Raw genomic sequence first — 16,156 nt, 5'->3', positions numbered from 1 at the left:
GTCTCGAGCCGCACCAACCGCAAGTTCAAGGCCTACCTGGTGCGCCAGAAAGACGGCAAGATCGGCTTCGAATTCGAAGCCCGCGCCCCCAAGGCGGGCGATGCCAAGGCCAGCAAAGCGACCAAGGCTGCAAAAGCGCCGGTCACCGAAAAAGCCACGACAAAAGCCACGGCAAAGGCCACAGCAACCAAGACCAAAGCCACCTCTGCCAAAGCAGGTGCAACCAAAGCAGCTGCAAAACCCGCCGCCCGGAAACCCGCCAGCAAAAAGACCACTTCAAAAACCACCAAAAAAACCACCCCTGCCACCGACGACGAAGCGGCGTTCTGAGGACCCGCTGGAGTCAGGGAGCAAAGCTGAGGCGAGACAGCCTGTGCGGACTCGGGGCGAGTCTCGATGAAGAGATACGTTTTCTAAATTCCATAGAAATTATTCATATATAATATTTCTGTGGAACCAACAAAGGAGTCTGTCATGACTCTGCGTGTCATCAACACCCAGCCCGCCCCCGATCCTGCTCAGGTGCTCGGCAAAGCCGTCACGCGGGCGGCAGACCAACTCGCCATCCCACAAGCCACACTCGCCAAAGTGCTGGGCTTGAGCGCTGCCACAGTCAGCCGCCTGACGCACGGACTCTACGTCCTGGACTCCAGGCGCAAAGAGTGGGAATTCGCCTTGCTGCTGGTCCGCGTGTTCCGCTCGCTGGACTCGATCGTGGGTACCTCGGTGGCTGCTCAACAATGGCTGCATGCCGACAACCGGGCGCTCAACGGCCGCCCCATTGACCTGATCACCCGCACCGAAGGCCTGGTTCATGTCGCTCAATACCTGGACGCCTCACGCGCTATCGTCTGAAGCGCGGCCCTGGCAAGGCCAGGCATGGCGCATGGTCGAGGCGCAGCACGTAGCCTCAACCATGAAGCTGGTCGACGGCCACGACGAACAAGACCTGCTCGAAGGCCTGCTCGAATCCAGCAAGCCTGCGCTTGCACCGGGGACACAGCAGCTCCACTACCTGCTGGCTACGCCTTTTCGCTACCACCCTCATCGGACGGGATCACGTTTCCGTGCGGCCCCTGACCCTGGCGTGTTCTACGGGGCCGAGTCTGTACGGGCCGCGGCAGCGGAACTGGGCTACTGGCGCTGGCGATTCCTGTGCGACTCGGCTGGCCTCGACCACCTGGACCCTGTCGCGCATACCGCCTTCAAAGTCGACATCGATTCGCCCCACAGCATCAACCTCCAGCAGGACCCCTTTACCGTCGACAAAAATCTGTGGGAGCACGCTTCAAGCTACGGCGCGACCCAGGCGCTTGCCCGCAGCGCACGGGAAGCCGGTATCGAAAGCATCCTGTATCGATCCGTACGCGCCCCAGAAGCAGCCTGGTGCCTGGCTCTTCTGAGCCCCAGCGGTTTTGCCAGGCCCAGCCCACTACCCGGGCGGCAAACCTGGTTCATGGCCGTTTCGCACGATGCCGTCACACTGCGCAGAGATCGAGAATCCCTGCGCTTCGACATGGCCCACTGGGCCTGATCACCGATACACCAGGTCCCTGAAGTACAGCGACAGATCTGGCACGTAGGTGATCACCATCAGGCAGCACAGCACCACCGCCACGAAGGGCAGCAAGGGCCGGATGAGCTTTTCGATCGGCACGTTGGCCACCGTGCAGGCAGCAAACAGGTTCACGCCAAAGGGCGGTGTCACCATACCCAGAGCCAGGTTCACCACCATGATCACGCCAAAGTGCGCCGGGTCCACGCCAAACTGGGTGGCCACCGGCAGCAGCAGCGGCGCCAGCACCACGATGGACGCCGAAGTCTCGATGAACATGCCGATGATGAACAGCGCCACGTTCACACCCATGAGGAAGGTGAGCGGGCTGTGAAACAGGTGGCCGAGCCATTCGCCCAGCGCCATGGGCACGCCGGCGCGGTTGAGCAGAAAGCCGAACACCCCCGCATTGGCGATGATGAACATGATGATGGCCGTGGACACCACCGAGCGGTGGAACGTGCGCGAGAGCGTCTTCACATCCAGACGCTTGTAAACGAAGACGCCCACCACCAGCGCGTAGACCACCGCCACGGCGGAGGCCTCGGTTGGGGTGAAAATACCGCCGTAGATGCCACCCAGGATAATGACCGGCATGAGCAGCGCCCACCAGGCCTTCACGAATGCTGGCCACAGCGGCAGGCGGTTGTCCCCATCATGCATGCCATAGCCGTGCGCGCGGGAGTACAGCCACACGTACAGCATCATCGCCACAACAATCAGGATGCCCGGCCCGATCCCTGAAATGAAGACCTCACCCACCGAAGTATCGGTGGACACCGCAAACAGAATCATGGGGATGGAGGGCGGGATGATCACGCCCAATTCCGCTGCCGACGCCTGCAACGACGCCGCAAAGGGCGCCGGGTACCCGTGCTTCACCATGGCCGGGATGAGAATCGAGCCCACGGCAAAGGTCGTCGCCACGCTGGAGCCCGCCACGGCCGCGAAGATCATGCAGGTCAGCACACAGCTGCACGCCAGCCCGCCCTGTACGCCACCCACCACGCTTTTGGCAAACTCGACCATGCGCTCGGAAATCCCGCCTGCCTCCATCAGGTTGCCGGCCAGGATGAAAAACGGCACGGCCACCAGCGGGTATTTATCCATCGCGGCATACAGCTGCTGCGCGATCACCAGCCAGGTCATGTGGCCGTCGGCCCCCACTGCCACCATGGAGGCCAGCCCGATCGACACCGCCACCGGCACCGTCAGGCCAAAAAACAGCAACATGGAGACCACCATCAACTGCGACATGCGGGAGTCTCCGGCTCAGTTGGTTTCAATATGCCGGGTACGCGGGCCTGCCCAGCAGGCCACCGCACCCAGAAGCGACAGAATTGCGCCGATGGGAATGGACACATACACCCAGGAGATCGACACCGCCAGGCTGGGCATGGTCTGAAACCGCACCCGCCAGGTCATGTCGATGCCCACCCAGGCGAGAAACACCAGGAACCCGGCCACGATGAGCAACACCAGATGTTCCAGCAACCGTGCCTTGTGTGGCGCCAGCAGATTGTGCAGCAAGTCCACGCCCAACATGGCTCCCTGGCGAAACGCCAGCGCCACCCCCAGCATGACCGACCAGATCATGGCCGCGCGTGTCCAGGCCTCGGACCAGGCCGAGGGTGATTCGAACACGAACCGCGCCAGCACCTGATAAAAGCCAGCAGCCACCGCAGACCACAACAAGGCCTGCGCCACCCAGGACACCCCACGAAAGAGCCCGCGGTCGATCAGACTGAGCGCACGCATGGAATCACTGCGTATTGCGGATGGATTCGACCAGGTCCTTGCCGAACTGCTTGTAGTACTGCGGATACACTGGCTCGACCGCCTTCACGAAGGCCGCGTGATCCACGGTATTGACCTGCATGCCGTTCTTCTTGAGGATTTCGACCCCGTCCGTCTCGACCTTGTCCACGTAGGCGCGCATGGCCACGACTGCATCCTTGGCCGCCTGCTTGAACTTGGCTTTATCGGCGTCCGACAAACCGTTGTAGACCGACGGCGAGACCAGAATCAGGGCCGGGCCATATACGTGGGCCGTGAGCGACAGATACTTCTGCACCTGCCAGATCTTCACCGACACCAGCACCGACAGGGGGTTTTCCTGCCCATCGATGGTGCCCTGCTGCAGCGCCGTCATCACCTCGGGCCAGGCCATGGGCGTGGCCAGCACACCCAGCTGGCGGAAGGCTGCAATGTGGATGGGGTTCTCGGTCGTGCGGATCTTCAGGCCCTTGATGTCGGCCGGCTCTTTTACCGGGCGCACATTGTTCGTCAAATGACGAAAGCCTTGCTCGCCCCAGGCGAGCGCCACCAACCCGCGTTTGGGAAATTGGGCCAGCATCTTCTGCCCGATGGGGCCGTCGAGCACCTTGCGTGCATGCGCCAGATCACGGAACAGGAAGGGGATATCGAACACCCCGGTCTGCGGAACGAAATTCAGCGTCGCGCCCGTGGACACGATGGCCATGTCGATCGTGCCCAACTGCAGGCCCTCGATGACCTCGCGCTCACCACCCAGCTGACTGTTCGGAAACTGCTGGATCTTGAAGTTCGGGTCACTGGCCTCCAACGACTTGGCAAACGCGGCCGCTGCCACCCCGTAGTGTGAAGTTTCAGACAGCGCATACGCCATCTTCAGCGTCGTTTGTGCCGCCATCACCGGTGCGGCTGCCGTTGCACCCACCAGCGCCGCAGCGCCCAACCACCCAGCCCATCGCTTGCTTCCCCACATGACGAAATCTCCCTATCGATTATTTGTGTCGCGTTGTCACCACTTGCCTGCAAGGCTGCAAACAAAACGTTTCAACGAAAAAAACCCGGAGGTATTCAAACACGATCCCGCCATGCTGGCAACGCGAAACCAGTTTTTGTGGACAGTATGGATACACATTCAGGGTAACTCCGCCCATGCATTTCCATTTTTCTGAAAACGAACTGAACACCCATGACCACAGCACATCACAACGTGACAGAACGAAACTGCTAGCATAGTTGCTTCCACCACTCACCTGTCCGCCACCCCAAGAGCCACAAGGCCACCGGCGCTTTTTCACTCACGTCAGAGATCACCATGGCTAGAACCCTCAGCCTCGCCTGCATCTGGATTCTGGCACTGCTGTGTTATGCGGTGCCCTACCTGTTCCTGGACCACGTCAACGCCTGGTACGGCAGCTTCCTGTTCTGGACCGTTGCCGGGGTGCTGGTGATCCTGCTCAACCTTGTCGCCACCCGTGACCTCAAGGAGCAGGACGAATGAGTGCCACCTCCATCTGGATCGGCGTCGTCATCTACCTGATCATCGCCATCTACGTCGCCTGGCTTGCGCGCGATGCGATCACCAACGGACGCAACGTCAGCATGTCAGGGTACTTCCTGGGGGCCCGGCGATTTGGCGGCTTCGTCTCGGCACTGAGCTACAGCGCCACCACCTACAGCGCCTTCATGCTCGTGGGCCTGGCCGGGCTCACGTACACGGCGGGGGTGGGTGCTTTCGGCTTCGAAATCGTCTACTTCGTCGGCGTGTCGCTGGTGGCCATCTTCGGGCCCAAATTCTGGCGTGTGGGCAAGGCCTACGACTACATCACCCCCAGTGAAATGCTGGGCCACCGCTACCAGAGCAAGCCCGTGGCGGTCTCCACAGCACTCACCAACTGCCTGTTCCTCATCCCCTATGCCGCCGTCCAGCTGGCCGGCGTGGGTTACCTGCTCGCCGGCATGAGCCATGGAGCCATCGGTTTCACCACGGGTACGATCTTCGCCACCGTGGTCGCGCTCATTTTCTCGTACATCGCCGGCATGCGCTCCATCATGTGGACTGACGCGCTGCAGGCCCTGTTCATGCTGGTCTCAGCCACCGCCGTGGCACTGCTGGTGGTGCACCACCTCGGTGGCCTGGGCGTGATGTTCGACCATCTGAGCCAGGTCAAGGGCCAGGTGCTCACCGTGCCCGGCCCGGGTTTCTTTTCGTTTGCCACTTTTCTGGGCCTGAGCCTGCCCTGGTTCTTCTTCAGCCTGTCGAACCCCCAGGTCAGCCAACGCCTGTTCATGCCCAAGAACCTGTCGGCCCTGCGCCGCATGCTGATCGGCTTTCTGTGCTTCGGCCTCATCTACACCATCGTATCGGTCACCTGGGGCTTCAGCGCCATGATCGCGCTGCCCGGCCTGCCCAAGGCCGACCTGGCCACACCGCGGCTGCTGGGTTCCGACATGGTGCCACCCGTGCTGGCTGAAATCGTCATGATCGGCATTCTGGCAGCGGCCATTTCAACTATCGACTCCATCATGCTCACGCTTTCGTCCATGCTCTCGCGCGACGTTTACGCCCACGCGGCAGGCCATTCAGACGACGCCCGGCAGGTGCGCTTCGGCAAATGGGTGCTGCTGGTCGTCGCCGTGCTGGCGCTGATTTTTGCAGAACTGCAGCTCAATCTGATCGCCGTGCTGTCAGTGGCAGCCTCTACCGGCCTTGCCGTCGTGGTGCCGGCCATCATTGGCGCGTTCTATTGGAAGCGGGGTACCGCAGCAGGTGCTCTCACCAGCATTCTGGGTGGCAGTGCGATCGTGCTCATCCTGTTTGCCACCGGCATCCGGCCGTTGGGGCTGTCGGCGGGCGTCTGGGTACTGCCGGTGTCGGCCGTGCTCTTCATCGTCGTGAGCCTCTTCACCCAGGCCCCGACCGATCGCGCCCAGGAATTCATCGCCAAAGCCAACCGGCAAGTGAAATAAGCAGGAATTGTCATGGCCCTTGATCTACCCGCCCTGCACGCGCAGCTGCGCGCGGCTGCGCCTCTTATTCAAAACATCACGAATACGGTCGTGCAGCAATTCAGCGCCAACGTCCTGCTGGCCGTGGGCGCAGCACCGGCCATGCTGGACCACGAGGCCGACGCAGGCCAGTTCGCCGCGCTGGCCGATGCCATCCTCATCAATTTCGGTACCGCGACCAATCAGCAGCTGCTGGCTGCCGATGCGGCCATCCGCGTCGCCCACCGCCTGCGCAAACCCTGGGTGCTGGACCCGGTCAGCGTGGGCGTGATTGCGTTTCGCACCGAACGCATCCGCCAGGCGGCTGAAAACCACCCTACGGTGATACGCGGCAATGCCTCTGAAATCGCCGCCCTGGCCGGGCAAGGCGCAGGGGGGCGCGGGGTGGACGCGACCGACGAAGTCGACGCTGTCTTGCCAGCCGCCATGAGCCTGGCGCAATCCACCGGTGCCGTGGTCGCCGTATCGGGTGCCTGCGACGCCATCGTGGACGTCTCGGGCAGCACCGTGCGTGTGGCGCGCGTGGGCGGGGGGCATGCCTTCATGCCACTCGTCATCGGCACGGGCTGTTCGCTGGGGTCGCTGACGGCCGCGTATCTGGCGGCCGTGCATGCTGGCAAAAGCGCCGTCCCCCACGGGGAAAGCCATCCCGGTGCTTTCGAGGCCGCCATTGCGGCCCATGCCCACTTCAAGCTCGCGGGCGAAGCCGCAGGCAAGACCGCGGCGGGCCCCGGCAGCTTTGCCGTCGCCTTCATCGATGCCCTCTATACCCTGCGGTCAGAAGGCATGGCCCACGCCCAGGTGCACGTGGAAGTCCGCGAGATGCCGGATTCGTGCGGGCTGTAGCCCGCAGCCATCAACCCTGCAGCGCCACCGTCAGGACGACTTCCACCAGAACGCCAGAGCGCGCGAGCCGGGCGCCACACGTCGTGCGCGCCGGCTTGGGCGAGTCTTTCAGCCACTCGGACCACAGAACGTTCATGGGCGCATAGTCCCGATCCAGCGAGGCCATCAGGATCTGTGCATTCAGGATGAAACTCTTGTCAACGCCCAGCTCGGCCAGCGTGGCATCTGCCGTCTGCAACACCTCTGCAAATTGGCGCTGGATGTCCCCAACGCCTTCCTTGGGCGTGATCCCCGCCAGATAGGCCACGGAACCGTATTTCACGGCTTTGCTGTAGCGGTCCGAACCTGCCAGGCGCTCGATCGTATTCTGAACAGTCATTTCTTTCTCCTGAGTCTATGAAGGGTTGCTTGCCTCTGACCATTGATGGACAGAGGCGCTTCCACCATGTGGAGCTTCCAAAAATTCCTTTTTGCAATGTGGAATGTGGAATGTGAAATGGTAGGGGCGCATCTCGAATTGATTCAATCTTAAAATATTGAACAAAATTTCAGGAAAGTTGAAATGATTCGGCTTGAAATGATGCGTGTCTTTAAAGTCGTTGCGCAAGCGAGATCGCTGCAAAAGGCAGCCGAGGTACTGCACCGGACACCATCGGCACTTTCCATGACCTTGTCACAGTTGCAAGAAGAAGTGGGCGCCCCCTTATTCGAAACAGATCGAAAAAACCGGCTGACCCCTTTTGGGGCACGCGTGCTGGAAGAAGCCACCCGCGCCGTCAGCACATTCGACCGCAGCGCAGCCACGATACAGCGCTACGCCACGGCGACAGCCGGGCTGGTGCGCATCGCCGCCGTCCCCTCCACGACCATCGGCCTGCTGCCCGCTGTCATCACGCAATTCCATCAAAAACTGCCCGACGTGCGGCTGGAGATCAGTGACGTCAACACCGAAGATATCTTTCGAAGAATACGGAGCGACGAAGCCGATATCGGCATTGTCTCGACCGCCGCAGGCAGCACTCTGCAAACCGGCGAAGTGATAGGGCGCCATGCACTGGGGATCGTGCATCATGCGGACGGGCCCATCGCCAAAGCATTGCAGGCGGGCGCTCTGCCCTCCTGGGACTTGCTGGCGCTGGAGACAGTGATCGACAACTCCTTGTTCCAGCTAACCAGTTCAACCACTGTCGAGCACTTTCGGCTAATCAGCACCATCGAAGTGCGCAATACCACCGCTCTGCTGGCCTTTGTCGAAAACCGCATGGGTGTGACGATCCTGCCGGAAAATACGGTCCAGGTACGCCAAGGGCCACTGCGATTTACCGTCCCCACAGACCCGGCCTCGTGGCGGGAGTTGCGCAAGATCCGCAACCCGGACCGGCGACTCAGCCCGGCCGGCGCCGTCTTGTGGGACCTGATTCACTGACTTCTACCGTCATGCTACATTCGGCGCCTGACATGACACGTCGCACGTCCAGACGCCCTTCTCTGACCGAGGATCTCTCATGACCCCTGATTTTTCCGCTGGCCCCCATACCTCCGCGATTTGGCACCGGGTACGCCCCATCATCGAGCGCACCGAGAACCTGGATTTCCTCAACCAGCTCGCTCAGGGCACACTGGAACCGATCGGCTTCGCGAACTACATCCGGCAAGACAGCCTGTACCTCATCGGCTACGCTCGCGCCATGTCGCTGCTCGCCGCCAAAGCTCCTCAACGGGACCAGGCCAGATTCTGGGCCCAGTCCTCGGCCTCGGCCATCACTGTCGAAGAAGAAATGCACGAGGCGCTGCTGGCCGATACGCGCCTGGCTCAGGCCCGCGCCCAGCTGGCCGCAAGGCACCGCCAATCTGCAACGAACGCCCGTTCCTCCGCCGAAGGCTTGCCGGCCGACCCGACTCACGTCGAGAGCTCTCCCACCACCTTGGGCTATGTGTCGTATCTGCTTGCCACGGCGGCCACCGAGTCTTATGCCGTGGGGGTGGCGGGCGTCCTGCCGTGCTTCTGGGTCTATGCGCACATGGGCAAAGTCCTGACTGAACGTGCCGGTTCGTTGGCGGCGGACCATCCCTACGCCACCTGGATCGCCGCGTACAGCAGCCCCGAGTTCGACGACTCTACCCGACAGGCGGTGAGCATCCTCGAGGATCAGTACGGCGCAGCAACGGACCCTGAGCGCCAGCAGATGAACCACGCCTTTGAGCAGGCCTGCCTCTACGAGTGGCACTTCTGGGCCAGTGCCCATGAATTGCAAGGGTGGGAGCGCGCGACCAATAAATAACGCTATTGCCGCAATATACGCGTGCTCATCGGCACCCCGCTGGCTCGCTCCTACTCCTCTACATACCAGGTGTCTTCCGACAGCATCACCTGCTGGTGACCGCAGCCGGCGGGCATCATGGGGAAGCAGTTCTGCAGCGGCACCACGGCCACGTCCAGGAAATACGGGCCGTTGTGCGCCATGCACGCAGCCAGCGCCGCATCCAGATCACCGGGATGCTCCACCCGCGCAGCGCCCCAGCCAAAGGCATGCGCCAGCGCCACGAAATCGGGCAGCGACGCGTTGTAGCTGTGGCTGTAGCGGCCCTCGTGGATGAGCTCTTGCCACTGGCGCACCATGCCCATGTGGCCGTTGTTGCACAAAATGAGCTTGACCGGCGCATGGTGCTGCATCGCCGTGGCCAGTTCCTGGATGTTCATGAGCACCGAGGCATCACCGCTGACGCACACCACCGTCTTGTCAGGGTGCGCCACCTGCGCGCCGATGGCGGCCGGCAGCCCATACCCCATGGTGCCCGCACCGCCCGAAGTCAGCCACCGATTCGGGCGCTGGATGCGGATGTACTGCGCGGCCCACATCTGGTGCTGGCCCACGTCGGTGGACACGATCGCATCCTGGCCGTCCAGCAGCCGATCGACGCGCTGCATCAGGTCTTGCGGCAGGATGACTTCGTCCGAGGGCGTCACCTTCAGGCAGTCACGCGCCTGCCACACGGCAATGCGCTGCCACCAGTCGGCCAGGCGCTGCGCGGCAGGCGGCAAGCCCCCCAAAGCGGCAGACGCCGATCGGCCCGCAGCCTCTGGTGACGCCAACTGCCCCAGCTCTTTATGCAACGCCCGCAAGAGCGGATAGCAGTCCCCCACCAAAGCAACGTCCGCGCGGACCACCTTGTTGATCGAGGCCGGGTCGACGTCCAGGTGGATTTTCTCGGCAAACGGGCAAAAATCAGACAAGCGCCCCGTGATGCGGTCATCGAAGCGCGCCCCCACGCAGACGATGAGGTCGGCGTGGTGCATGGCCAGGTTGGCCTGCAGCGTACCGTGCATGCCCAGCATGCCCAGAAACTGCGGGTCATCGGCCGGATAGGCCCCCAGCCCCATCAAGGTCAGCGTGCAAGGTGCGCCTGTGGCCTGCACCAGGCTGCGAAACGCCTGGCAGGCGTCCACACCTGAATTGATGAGCCCGCCCCCGCCATAGAACACCGGACGGTGGGCATTGGCAATCAGCGCCGCCGCACGCTTGAGCGCTGCTTCCGTGGCCGGCGGCAAGGCTTCAACCACGGGAACGGGTTCAGGCGCCGCCACCGTGTATTCGGCCGGCACCTGGGCAATCTGCAAGTCTTTGGGAAAATCCAGCAAGACCGGGCCTGGACGGCCACTGCGCGTCAGGCGCATGGCCTTGGCCGTGAGCCCCGCCACGTCTTCCACGCGCTTGACCTGGGCGTTCCACTTGGTCACCGGGCGCGAAATGCCCACCGCATCGCATTCCTGAAACGCATCCGTCCCAATGGCGCTGGTCGCCACCTGACCGCTGATGCACAGCACCGGAATCGAATCGCAATGCGCGTCCAGCAGCCCCGTGGTGGTGTTGGACATGCCCGGCCCGGACGTCACGAACACCACGCCGGTGCGTCCCGTAGTGCGAGCATAGCCCTCGGCCGCATGCACGGCTCCCTGCTCGTGGCGCACCAGGATATGCCGGATGCGGGGCTCGCCGTAGAGTGCATCGTACAGCGGCAGCACCGCCCCTCCGGGGTAGCCAAAGACCGTATCCACCCCCAGCGCGATCAAGGTGTCGAGCAAGACCTGCGCACCATTGCGAACGGCTGCGGGCGGGGGCGAACCACTGGCGGCCACGCCAGAAACGGAAGATTCACGCACGGAATCCCTGACGGCACGCGCCGCCAGGGAAGAAGAGACGGGGGCATTCACGATGGGCCACACAGACAGACGGGGAGAAGGTCTTAGTTTAGCCTGCCCGAGCCGCAATGCCGGGCCGCGACTCCCCCGCTGCGACACTGCAGCCCTACAGGCTCAGACTGCGATGCTCACCCCCAACCATACGCCGTGCTGCACCTGGCGCGGGGCATACTGACCACCATAGGCCAGGGTCAGCCGAGCGTTCCTGGCGACCGGCGCGTCCACGCCCAGGTTCAGGTTCACCGCATGACGAGACCCGGGCGGGCTGGACACACGCCAGGTCTGGCCCGGGTCGGCGCAATAGGATTGCGAGCTCTCCAGCCCCCGAGGGCCCCCATGGCTCTGCACCCCCAGATCAGCGATCAGGCGGGCAGGACCATGGGCCGTGTCAAAGTGACGCTGCCACTGCATCCCCACATGGCTCACCCAGCGCTGCTCACGACGGGGGTCCAAGGTGACGGCCGCCAGACTGCCCGCTTCGCTCGCCGCCGCACGGCTCAACTGCAGCCAGGCCACACGCGCGTACGGCGTCCATCCCCAGTCACCCACAGGCACGGGCTGATCGGACCGCGCTTCCAGCCACCCCTGCGTGAGCTGTGCGCGGCTCCGGGTGCGCAAAGGGGCCTCGCCCGGATCGGCCTTGCGCCACAGACGGGCCGAATGCCAGGCATGCGCCACCCCGGCCGCCAGGCGCAGATTGGCTGCCACACGTCCGGATACTCCCAGACCGGCATGCACCCCCAGATCCCGCGCGCCATGGCGCACTTCCGGGTCATAGCGGCTGCTCAGGTCCGTAGACTGGGTTCCCACAAAAGCCGACAGTCGCCACGGGGACCCTCTGCTCCCATCCCCCGCCAGGGACCGAGTCACCCCGAGCTGCAGGCCTGCGATGTCACGATCATCCCCGGGCAGGTCATCGTCTGCGGGACGCTGTGCATTGAATCCCCAACTCTGCACCCAGGCCCCCTCCGCTTGCGCATGAGTCAACGCCGATTCGCGCACGAACCGGCTATCTTCGACCAAGGCACTGCGCCAAAGACCATCGATACGATTGAGCCCGTGCCGGTTATACGCCAGGCCCAGCACCAGCGTTGTGGGCAGATACGTGAGCACCGGGCTCAGGTACCTCAAATTGCTCTGTACACGGGCAAAGCCGCTGCCGCCCGAAGACGCCGGCACGGCTGCGGGCCCCGCGCGCAACGCCAACGACGTCGCTGGCGCGGCCTCGAACCCGCCCTGAGCCTCGGCAATGGTCCAGCGCGTCTGTGGAGTCCAGTCCCCTGGCTGCGCCTCCACCCAGAGGTCGCCATCCAGATGCATCGTCCCCCAGGAGAACAGCTGATCGGTCTGTCCCGACGTATCGATACGAATGCGCGTCCGGGCTGAAGGCCCCAGTTCCAGGTGCTGATCGAACATCAACGTACCCACTGCATCCGGGCTCCCCGGCAGCAGGTGGCCTGCCACTCGGGCCTCTTGAATGAATCCAGTGCCCGACAAGACCGTGCCGGGACCGGTACGGATGGCGCCGCCTAGCCACAGGCCATCCATGCGCAGGCCACCGCTCTGCACCGTGAAGGCATCGCCCGTCACGCTCTGGTTGAACTCGGTCAGATGCAGCGTCCCTGCACCCTCTTTCACCACGGGGGCGTGCAGCGTCATCATGCCGCCCAGGTGCGCTTCCCCCTGATCCACCCGCAGCGTGGCCCACCCTGGTCCCGACACCGGCGATAGCGGCAGCCCGGGCGGCAGGAGACCTACGGGATCACCCGGTAGCACCTCGACGGTCTGGCGCATGGTGACGCCATCTCGCAGCACCAGGCTCGTGCCGTGCACCATGGTGAGCCGGTTGTAATCTGCGCCCAATGCGCCATCCGTCGCGAGTTCAAGTCCGCCCCGCAGGAGCACGGTAGCGGCCGTCCGGCTGCTGTCCTGCGTCAAAACGAGGTGCCGCTCATCCACCTTGAAATGCCGGCCAAAAGCGTCCGTCCAAAAATCTGGCGCCGGGGACGGAGTCCCAGGCGCCACAAGAAGTCCTGCAGAAAACGCGGCCAAAGGTCTGGGCGGCCCATCGGCCAGCGCATGGCTGGAAAACTGCTCCGCCATGGCAAACCCGGAAAACAGGCACAAGACACTACCAACAACGAGTCCAGCATGCTTCAACTTCATGGTCTCTCCTCGAGGTCGTCACCAGATGTGACAAAACGAACCATACGAGGAAACATCCAGGCAGCGAAGCTGGGGTTAACTATGACACTTCTGCCACAACACAACGCATAAACTAGTAATCCCTCGCATGGCACGCCAAAACAGTTGCGCTTAGCATGTGAGTTCTTTCACATATTTCCACCTGCAACACATTCCATGTCCGACGCCCCGCCCTGCGCGCTCCCTGAAACTTATTCCCCACCCGCCGATCCGCCTGTCCGCGTCCCATTGCTGCTCGAAGACTGGGTCACCGTGCTCAGCATGGCGACGCTCGCCTGCATCACGCTGGCCAACGTGATCGTGCGCTACCTCACCAACGAATCCTTCGCCTGGACAGAAGAAATCTCCATCTTTCTGCTGGTCGTGCTCACCATGAGCGCCAGCGGCTCGGCCTTCGTGCGCAAGCTGCACATCCGCATCGAAATGCTGGCCGACGGCGGCAGCACCGAGCGCCAACGGCGCTTCACGCTGGTCTCCACTGCCGTGACGCTGCTGTTCTTTCTGGTGCTCACGGTGTTGCTGGGCCGCATGGCGTTCGACGACTTCAACTGGGGCGACACCTCGCCCGCCATCGGCGTACCCGTCTGGTGGTATTCGATGTGGCTACCAGTGCTGTCCATCACCATTTCGCTGCGCCTTCTGGGCATGCTGATCCGCGCCTGGAGGCACTAGTCATGAGCACCCTTCGACCGCTGCGCCTGCACGCCCCGCAGGAGCCACGCGCATGATCGCCTCGCTGCTCTTCGGGCTCTTCGCGGTGCTGATGGTGATCGGCGTACCCGTGGGCGTCGCGCTGGGCGCCGCCGGCACCCTGGCCATCGGCCTGGCCAACCACGCCACCCAATGGTTCGGCCTCATGGCGGTGCCGCAAAGCTTCTACGCCGGCCTGGCCAAATACCCGCTGCTCGCCATCCCCATGTTCGTGCTCGTGGGCTCGATCTTCGACCGCTCGGGCGTGGCTGCACGACTGGTGCGGCTGGCGCAATCCATCACGGGCAATGGCCCCGGCATGCTGTCGGTGGTGGCCATCAGCGTGGCCATGTTCCTGGGCGGCATCTCGGGCTCCGGCCCAGCCTGCGCCGCCGCCGTGGGCGCCATCATGATAGGCGCGATGAACAAGGCAGGTTACCCGCGCGCCTATTCGGCCAGCGTGGTGGCGGCGGGGGCGGCCACCGACATCCTCATCCCGCCGTCGATCGCCATGATCGTGTATTCGATCCTGGTGCCGCAGGCCTCCGTCCCGGCACTCTTTGCCGCCGGCATGGTGCCTGGCATCCTGGCCGGCATCGGCCTCATTATCCCGGCCGTATGGCTCGCCCGGCGCCACAACATGGGGGCCGAAGCGCGCAAGACGCCGCGCCCGCCCTTCTGGAAGAGCCTCTATGAAGCCGTCCCGGGGCTGTCCGCCCCGGTGATCATCCTGGGCGGCATGCGCATGGGGTATTTCACCCCCACCGAAGCCGCCGTGGTGGCCGTGTTCTACGGGCTTTTCATCGGCATGTTCGTGCACCGCACCATGCGCGTGCGCGACCTCTTCCCCATCTTGCGCGAGGCGGGCGAATTGTCGGCCGTCATCATGCTGATCGTGACGCTGGCCGGCATCTTTGCCTGGTCGCTGTCCACCTTGTCCATCATCGATCCGCTCACGAACAGCATCGTGCATTCGGGGCTCGGGCAATACGGGGTCTTGACGCTGCTGATTTTGCTGCTGATCGTGGCGGGGATGTTCCTGGATGGGATTTCAATTTTCTTGATTTTCGTGCCGCTGATCCAGCCGGTGGCGATGGGCTTTCACTGGGATCTGGTGTGGCTGGGGGTGGTGCTCACGCTGATGGTGGCGGTGGGGCAGTTCACACCGCCGGTGGCCGTGAATTTGATGGTGTCGTGCAAGATCGCGCAGATTCCAATGGAAAGCACGGTACGCTGGGTGCTGTGGCTGGTGGGCGGCATGCTGTGCGCCCTGATACTGGTGGTGCTGTTCCCGCAGCTGGCGCTGTGGCTGCCGCACTATCTGGGGTATTGAGTTTGAGGACATAGCGCTATTTAAGGACGCAGAGCTCGCTGGGGCCTGCAGGGGGCCGGGAGGCACAGGTCGCAATTTTGCGGCTGCGCCGGGAATGGACGAGTGGGCTCCAACAGTGCCTCCCGGCCCCCTGCAGGCCCCAGCCGACGACAAGACGAGCAGCTGCGTAGCGGCGCGGCGGCGCTGCCGGAAATGGCGGGTAACCGCGCCGGGCAGGCACAGATATCATGAATGGTCATAGGGACCACGGATTTTTCAGGAGAGGAGAAGCAACCATGCACTTCAAACGACTCATAGCCACCACGGCCCTTGCCATCGGCGCATTGGCCATCACGGCGCCGTCGCAAGCCGCCAATTACAAGTCCGAGTACAAGCTGTCCATCGTCGTCGGCACCACGTTCCCGTGGGGGCAAGGCGCCGTCATCTGGTCCGATCTGGTGCGCCAGCGGACCAACGGCCGCATCAACATCAAGGTCTACCCCGGCACCTCGCTGGTGCAGGGCGACCAGACCCGCGAATTCACGGCCATCCGCCAGGGCGTGATCGA

Annotated in this window: 15 protein-coding genes and 2 pseudogenes; 11 read left to right on the top strand and 6 right to left on the bottom strand. The window is 63.3% G+C overall.

All coding sequences use genetic code 11. The features are described from left to right. The 3 genes and pseudogenes from VF285_RS06550 to VF285_RS06540 all read left to right on the top strand — a co-directional run. A pseudogene (locus tag VF285_RS06550) lies at positions 1 to 330 on the top strand (DNA topoisomerase III); the annotation flags it as partial. A gap of 144 nt (positions 331 to 474) precedes the next feature. Further along, positions 475 to 855 carry an antitoxin Xre/MbcA/ParS toxin-binding domain-containing protein gene (locus VF285_RS06545; RefSeq protein ID WP_346951818.1) on the top strand — a complete coding sequence of 127 codons (381 nt, stop codon included), beginning with the start codon at positions 475 to 477 and terminating at the stop codon, positions 853 to 855. After that, positions 815 to 1,534, top strand: coding sequence for an RES family NAD+ phosphorylase (locus VF285_RS06540; RefSeq protein ID WP_346951817.1), 720 nt, complete (start codon positions 815 to 817; stop codon positions 1,532 to 1,534). The genes VF285_RS06545 and VF285_RS06540 overlap by 41 nt, the downstream gene beginning before the upstream one ends. On the opposite strand, the gene VF285_RS06535 is transcribed toward VF285_RS06540, so the two are convergent. Genes VF285_RS06535 through VF285_RS06525 form a run of 3 tightly spaced genes read right to left on the bottom strand, consistent with a single transcriptional unit; the run spans position 1,535 to position 4,301 of the window. Then, complete coding sequence (locus tag VF285_RS06535; protein WP_346951816.1) at positions 1,535 to 2,812, bottom strand: TRAP transporter large permease subunit; 1,278 nt, start codon at positions 2,810 to 2,812, stop codon at positions 1,535 to 1,537. A gap of 15 nt (positions 2,813 to 2,827) precedes the next feature. Then, complete coding sequence (locus VF285_RS06530) at positions 2,828 to 3,313, bottom strand: TRAP transporter small permease (RefSeq protein ID WP_346951815.1); 486 nt, start codon at positions 3,311 to 3,313, stop codon at positions 2,828 to 2,830. A 4-nt stretch (positions 3,314 to 3,317) separates the two neighbouring features. Next, a complete protein-coding gene (locus VF285_RS06525) occupies positions 3,318 to 4,301 on the bottom strand; it encodes a TRAP transporter substrate-binding protein (protein WP_414648088.1) in 984 nt (327 codons plus the stop codon). 339 nt (positions 4,302 to 4,640) lie between these two features. Here VF285_RS06525 and VF285_RS06520 point away from each other — a divergent pair, with 339 nt between their 5' ends. The 3 genes from VF285_RS06520 to thiM are packed head-to-tail and all read left to right on the top strand — an operon-like array spanning position 4,641 to position 7,180. Then, positions 4,641 to 4,826, top strand: coding sequence for a hypothetical protein (locus VF285_RS06520; protein WP_346951814.1), 186 nt, complete (start codon positions 4,641 to 4,643; stop codon positions 4,824 to 4,826). Next, complete coding sequence (locus VF285_RS06515; RefSeq protein ID WP_346951813.1) at positions 4,823 to 6,295, top strand: sodium:solute symporter family protein; 1,473 nt, start codon at positions 4,823 to 4,825, stop codon at positions 6,293 to 6,295. Before VF285_RS06520 ends, VF285_RS06515 begins: the two co-directional genes overlap by 4 nt. A gap of 12 nt (positions 6,296 to 6,307) precedes the next feature. Continuing rightward, positions 6,308 to 7,180 carry a hydroxyethylthiazole kinase gene (gene thiM / locus VF285_RS06510; RefSeq protein ID WP_346951812.1) on the top strand — a complete coding sequence of 291 codons (873 nt, stop codon included), beginning with the start codon at positions 6,308 to 6,310 and terminating at the stop codon, positions 7,178 to 7,180. Between the two features lie 10 nt (positions 7,181 to 7,190). On the opposite strand, the gene VF285_RS06505 is transcribed toward thiM, so the two are convergent. Continuing rightward, the gene (locus VF285_RS06505) at positions 7,191 to 7,559 is read right to left on the bottom strand and encodes a RidA family protein (RefSeq protein WP_346951811.1); all 369 of its coding nucleotides are present in this window, start codon (positions 7,557 to 7,559) and stop codon (positions 7,191 to 7,193) included. Between the two features lie 183 nt (positions 7,560 to 7,742). On the opposite strand from VF285_RS06505, the gene VF285_RS06500 reads away from it, so the two are divergent. Both VF285_RS06500 and VF285_RS06495 read left to right on the top strand, forming a co-directional pair. After that, positions 7,743 to 8,606 carry a LysR family transcriptional regulator gene (locus VF285_RS06500; protein ID WP_346951810.1) on the top strand — a complete coding sequence of 288 codons (864 nt, stop codon included), beginning with the start codon at positions 7,743 to 7,745 and terminating at the stop codon, positions 8,604 to 8,606. Between the two features lie 79 nt (positions 8,607 to 8,685). Continuing rightward, entirely contained in the window at positions 8,686 to 9,462 is a 777-nt protein-coding gene (locus tag VF285_RS06495) for a TenA family protein (protein WP_346951809.1), read from the top strand. 50 nt (positions 9,463 to 9,512) lie between these two features. Here VF285_RS06495 and ilvB read toward each other — a convergent pair whose 3' ends face one another. Both ilvB and VF285_RS06485 read right to left on the bottom strand, forming a co-directional pair. After that, complete coding sequence (ilvB, locus tag VF285_RS06490) at positions 9,513 to 11,318, bottom strand: biosynthetic-type acetolactate synthase large subunit (RefSeq protein ID WP_346951819.1); 1,806 nt, start codon at positions 11,316 to 11,318, stop codon at positions 9,513 to 9,515. 177 nt (positions 11,319 to 11,495) lie between these two features. Then, positions 11,496 to 13,547, bottom strand: a complete 2,052-nt coding sequence (locus tag VF285_RS06485; protein ID WP_346951808.1) for an autotransporter outer membrane beta-barrel domain-containing protein — start codon at positions 13,545 to 13,547, stop codon at positions 11,496 to 11,498. 195 nt (positions 13,548 to 13,742) lie between these two features. Here VF285_RS06485 and VF285_RS06480 point away from each other — a divergent pair, with 195 nt between their 5' ends. The 3 genes and pseudogenes from VF285_RS06480 to VF285_RS06470 form a co-directional block, all read left to right on the top strand. Next, positions 13,743 to 14,258, top strand: coding sequence for a TRAP transporter small permease (locus VF285_RS06480; RefSeq protein ID WP_346951807.1), 516 nt, complete (start codon positions 13,743 to 13,745; stop codon positions 14,256 to 14,258). Positions 14,259 to 14,310: 52 nt separating this feature from the next. Next, positions 14,311 to 15,609 (top strand): TRAP transporter large permease, encoded by a 1,299-nt coding sequence (locus tag VF285_RS06475; protein WP_346951806.1) that lies wholly within the window; start codon positions 14,311 to 14,313, stop codon positions 15,607 to 15,609. Positions 15,610 to 15,884: 275 nt separating this feature from the next. Beyond that, positions 15,885 to 16,156, top strand: a pseudogene (locus VF285_RS06470) (C4-dicarboxylate ABC transporter); the annotation flags it as partial.

Origin of the sequence: Castellaniella sp., assembly GCF_036379515.1 — a bacterium.
Classification (GTDB): domain Bacteria; phylum Pseudomonadota; class Gammaproteobacteria; order Burkholderiales; family Burkholderiaceae_B; genus Castellaniella.
Note: the sequence above shows the minus strand (reverse complement) of the source record. Positions and strands in the feature narration are given on the sequence as shown.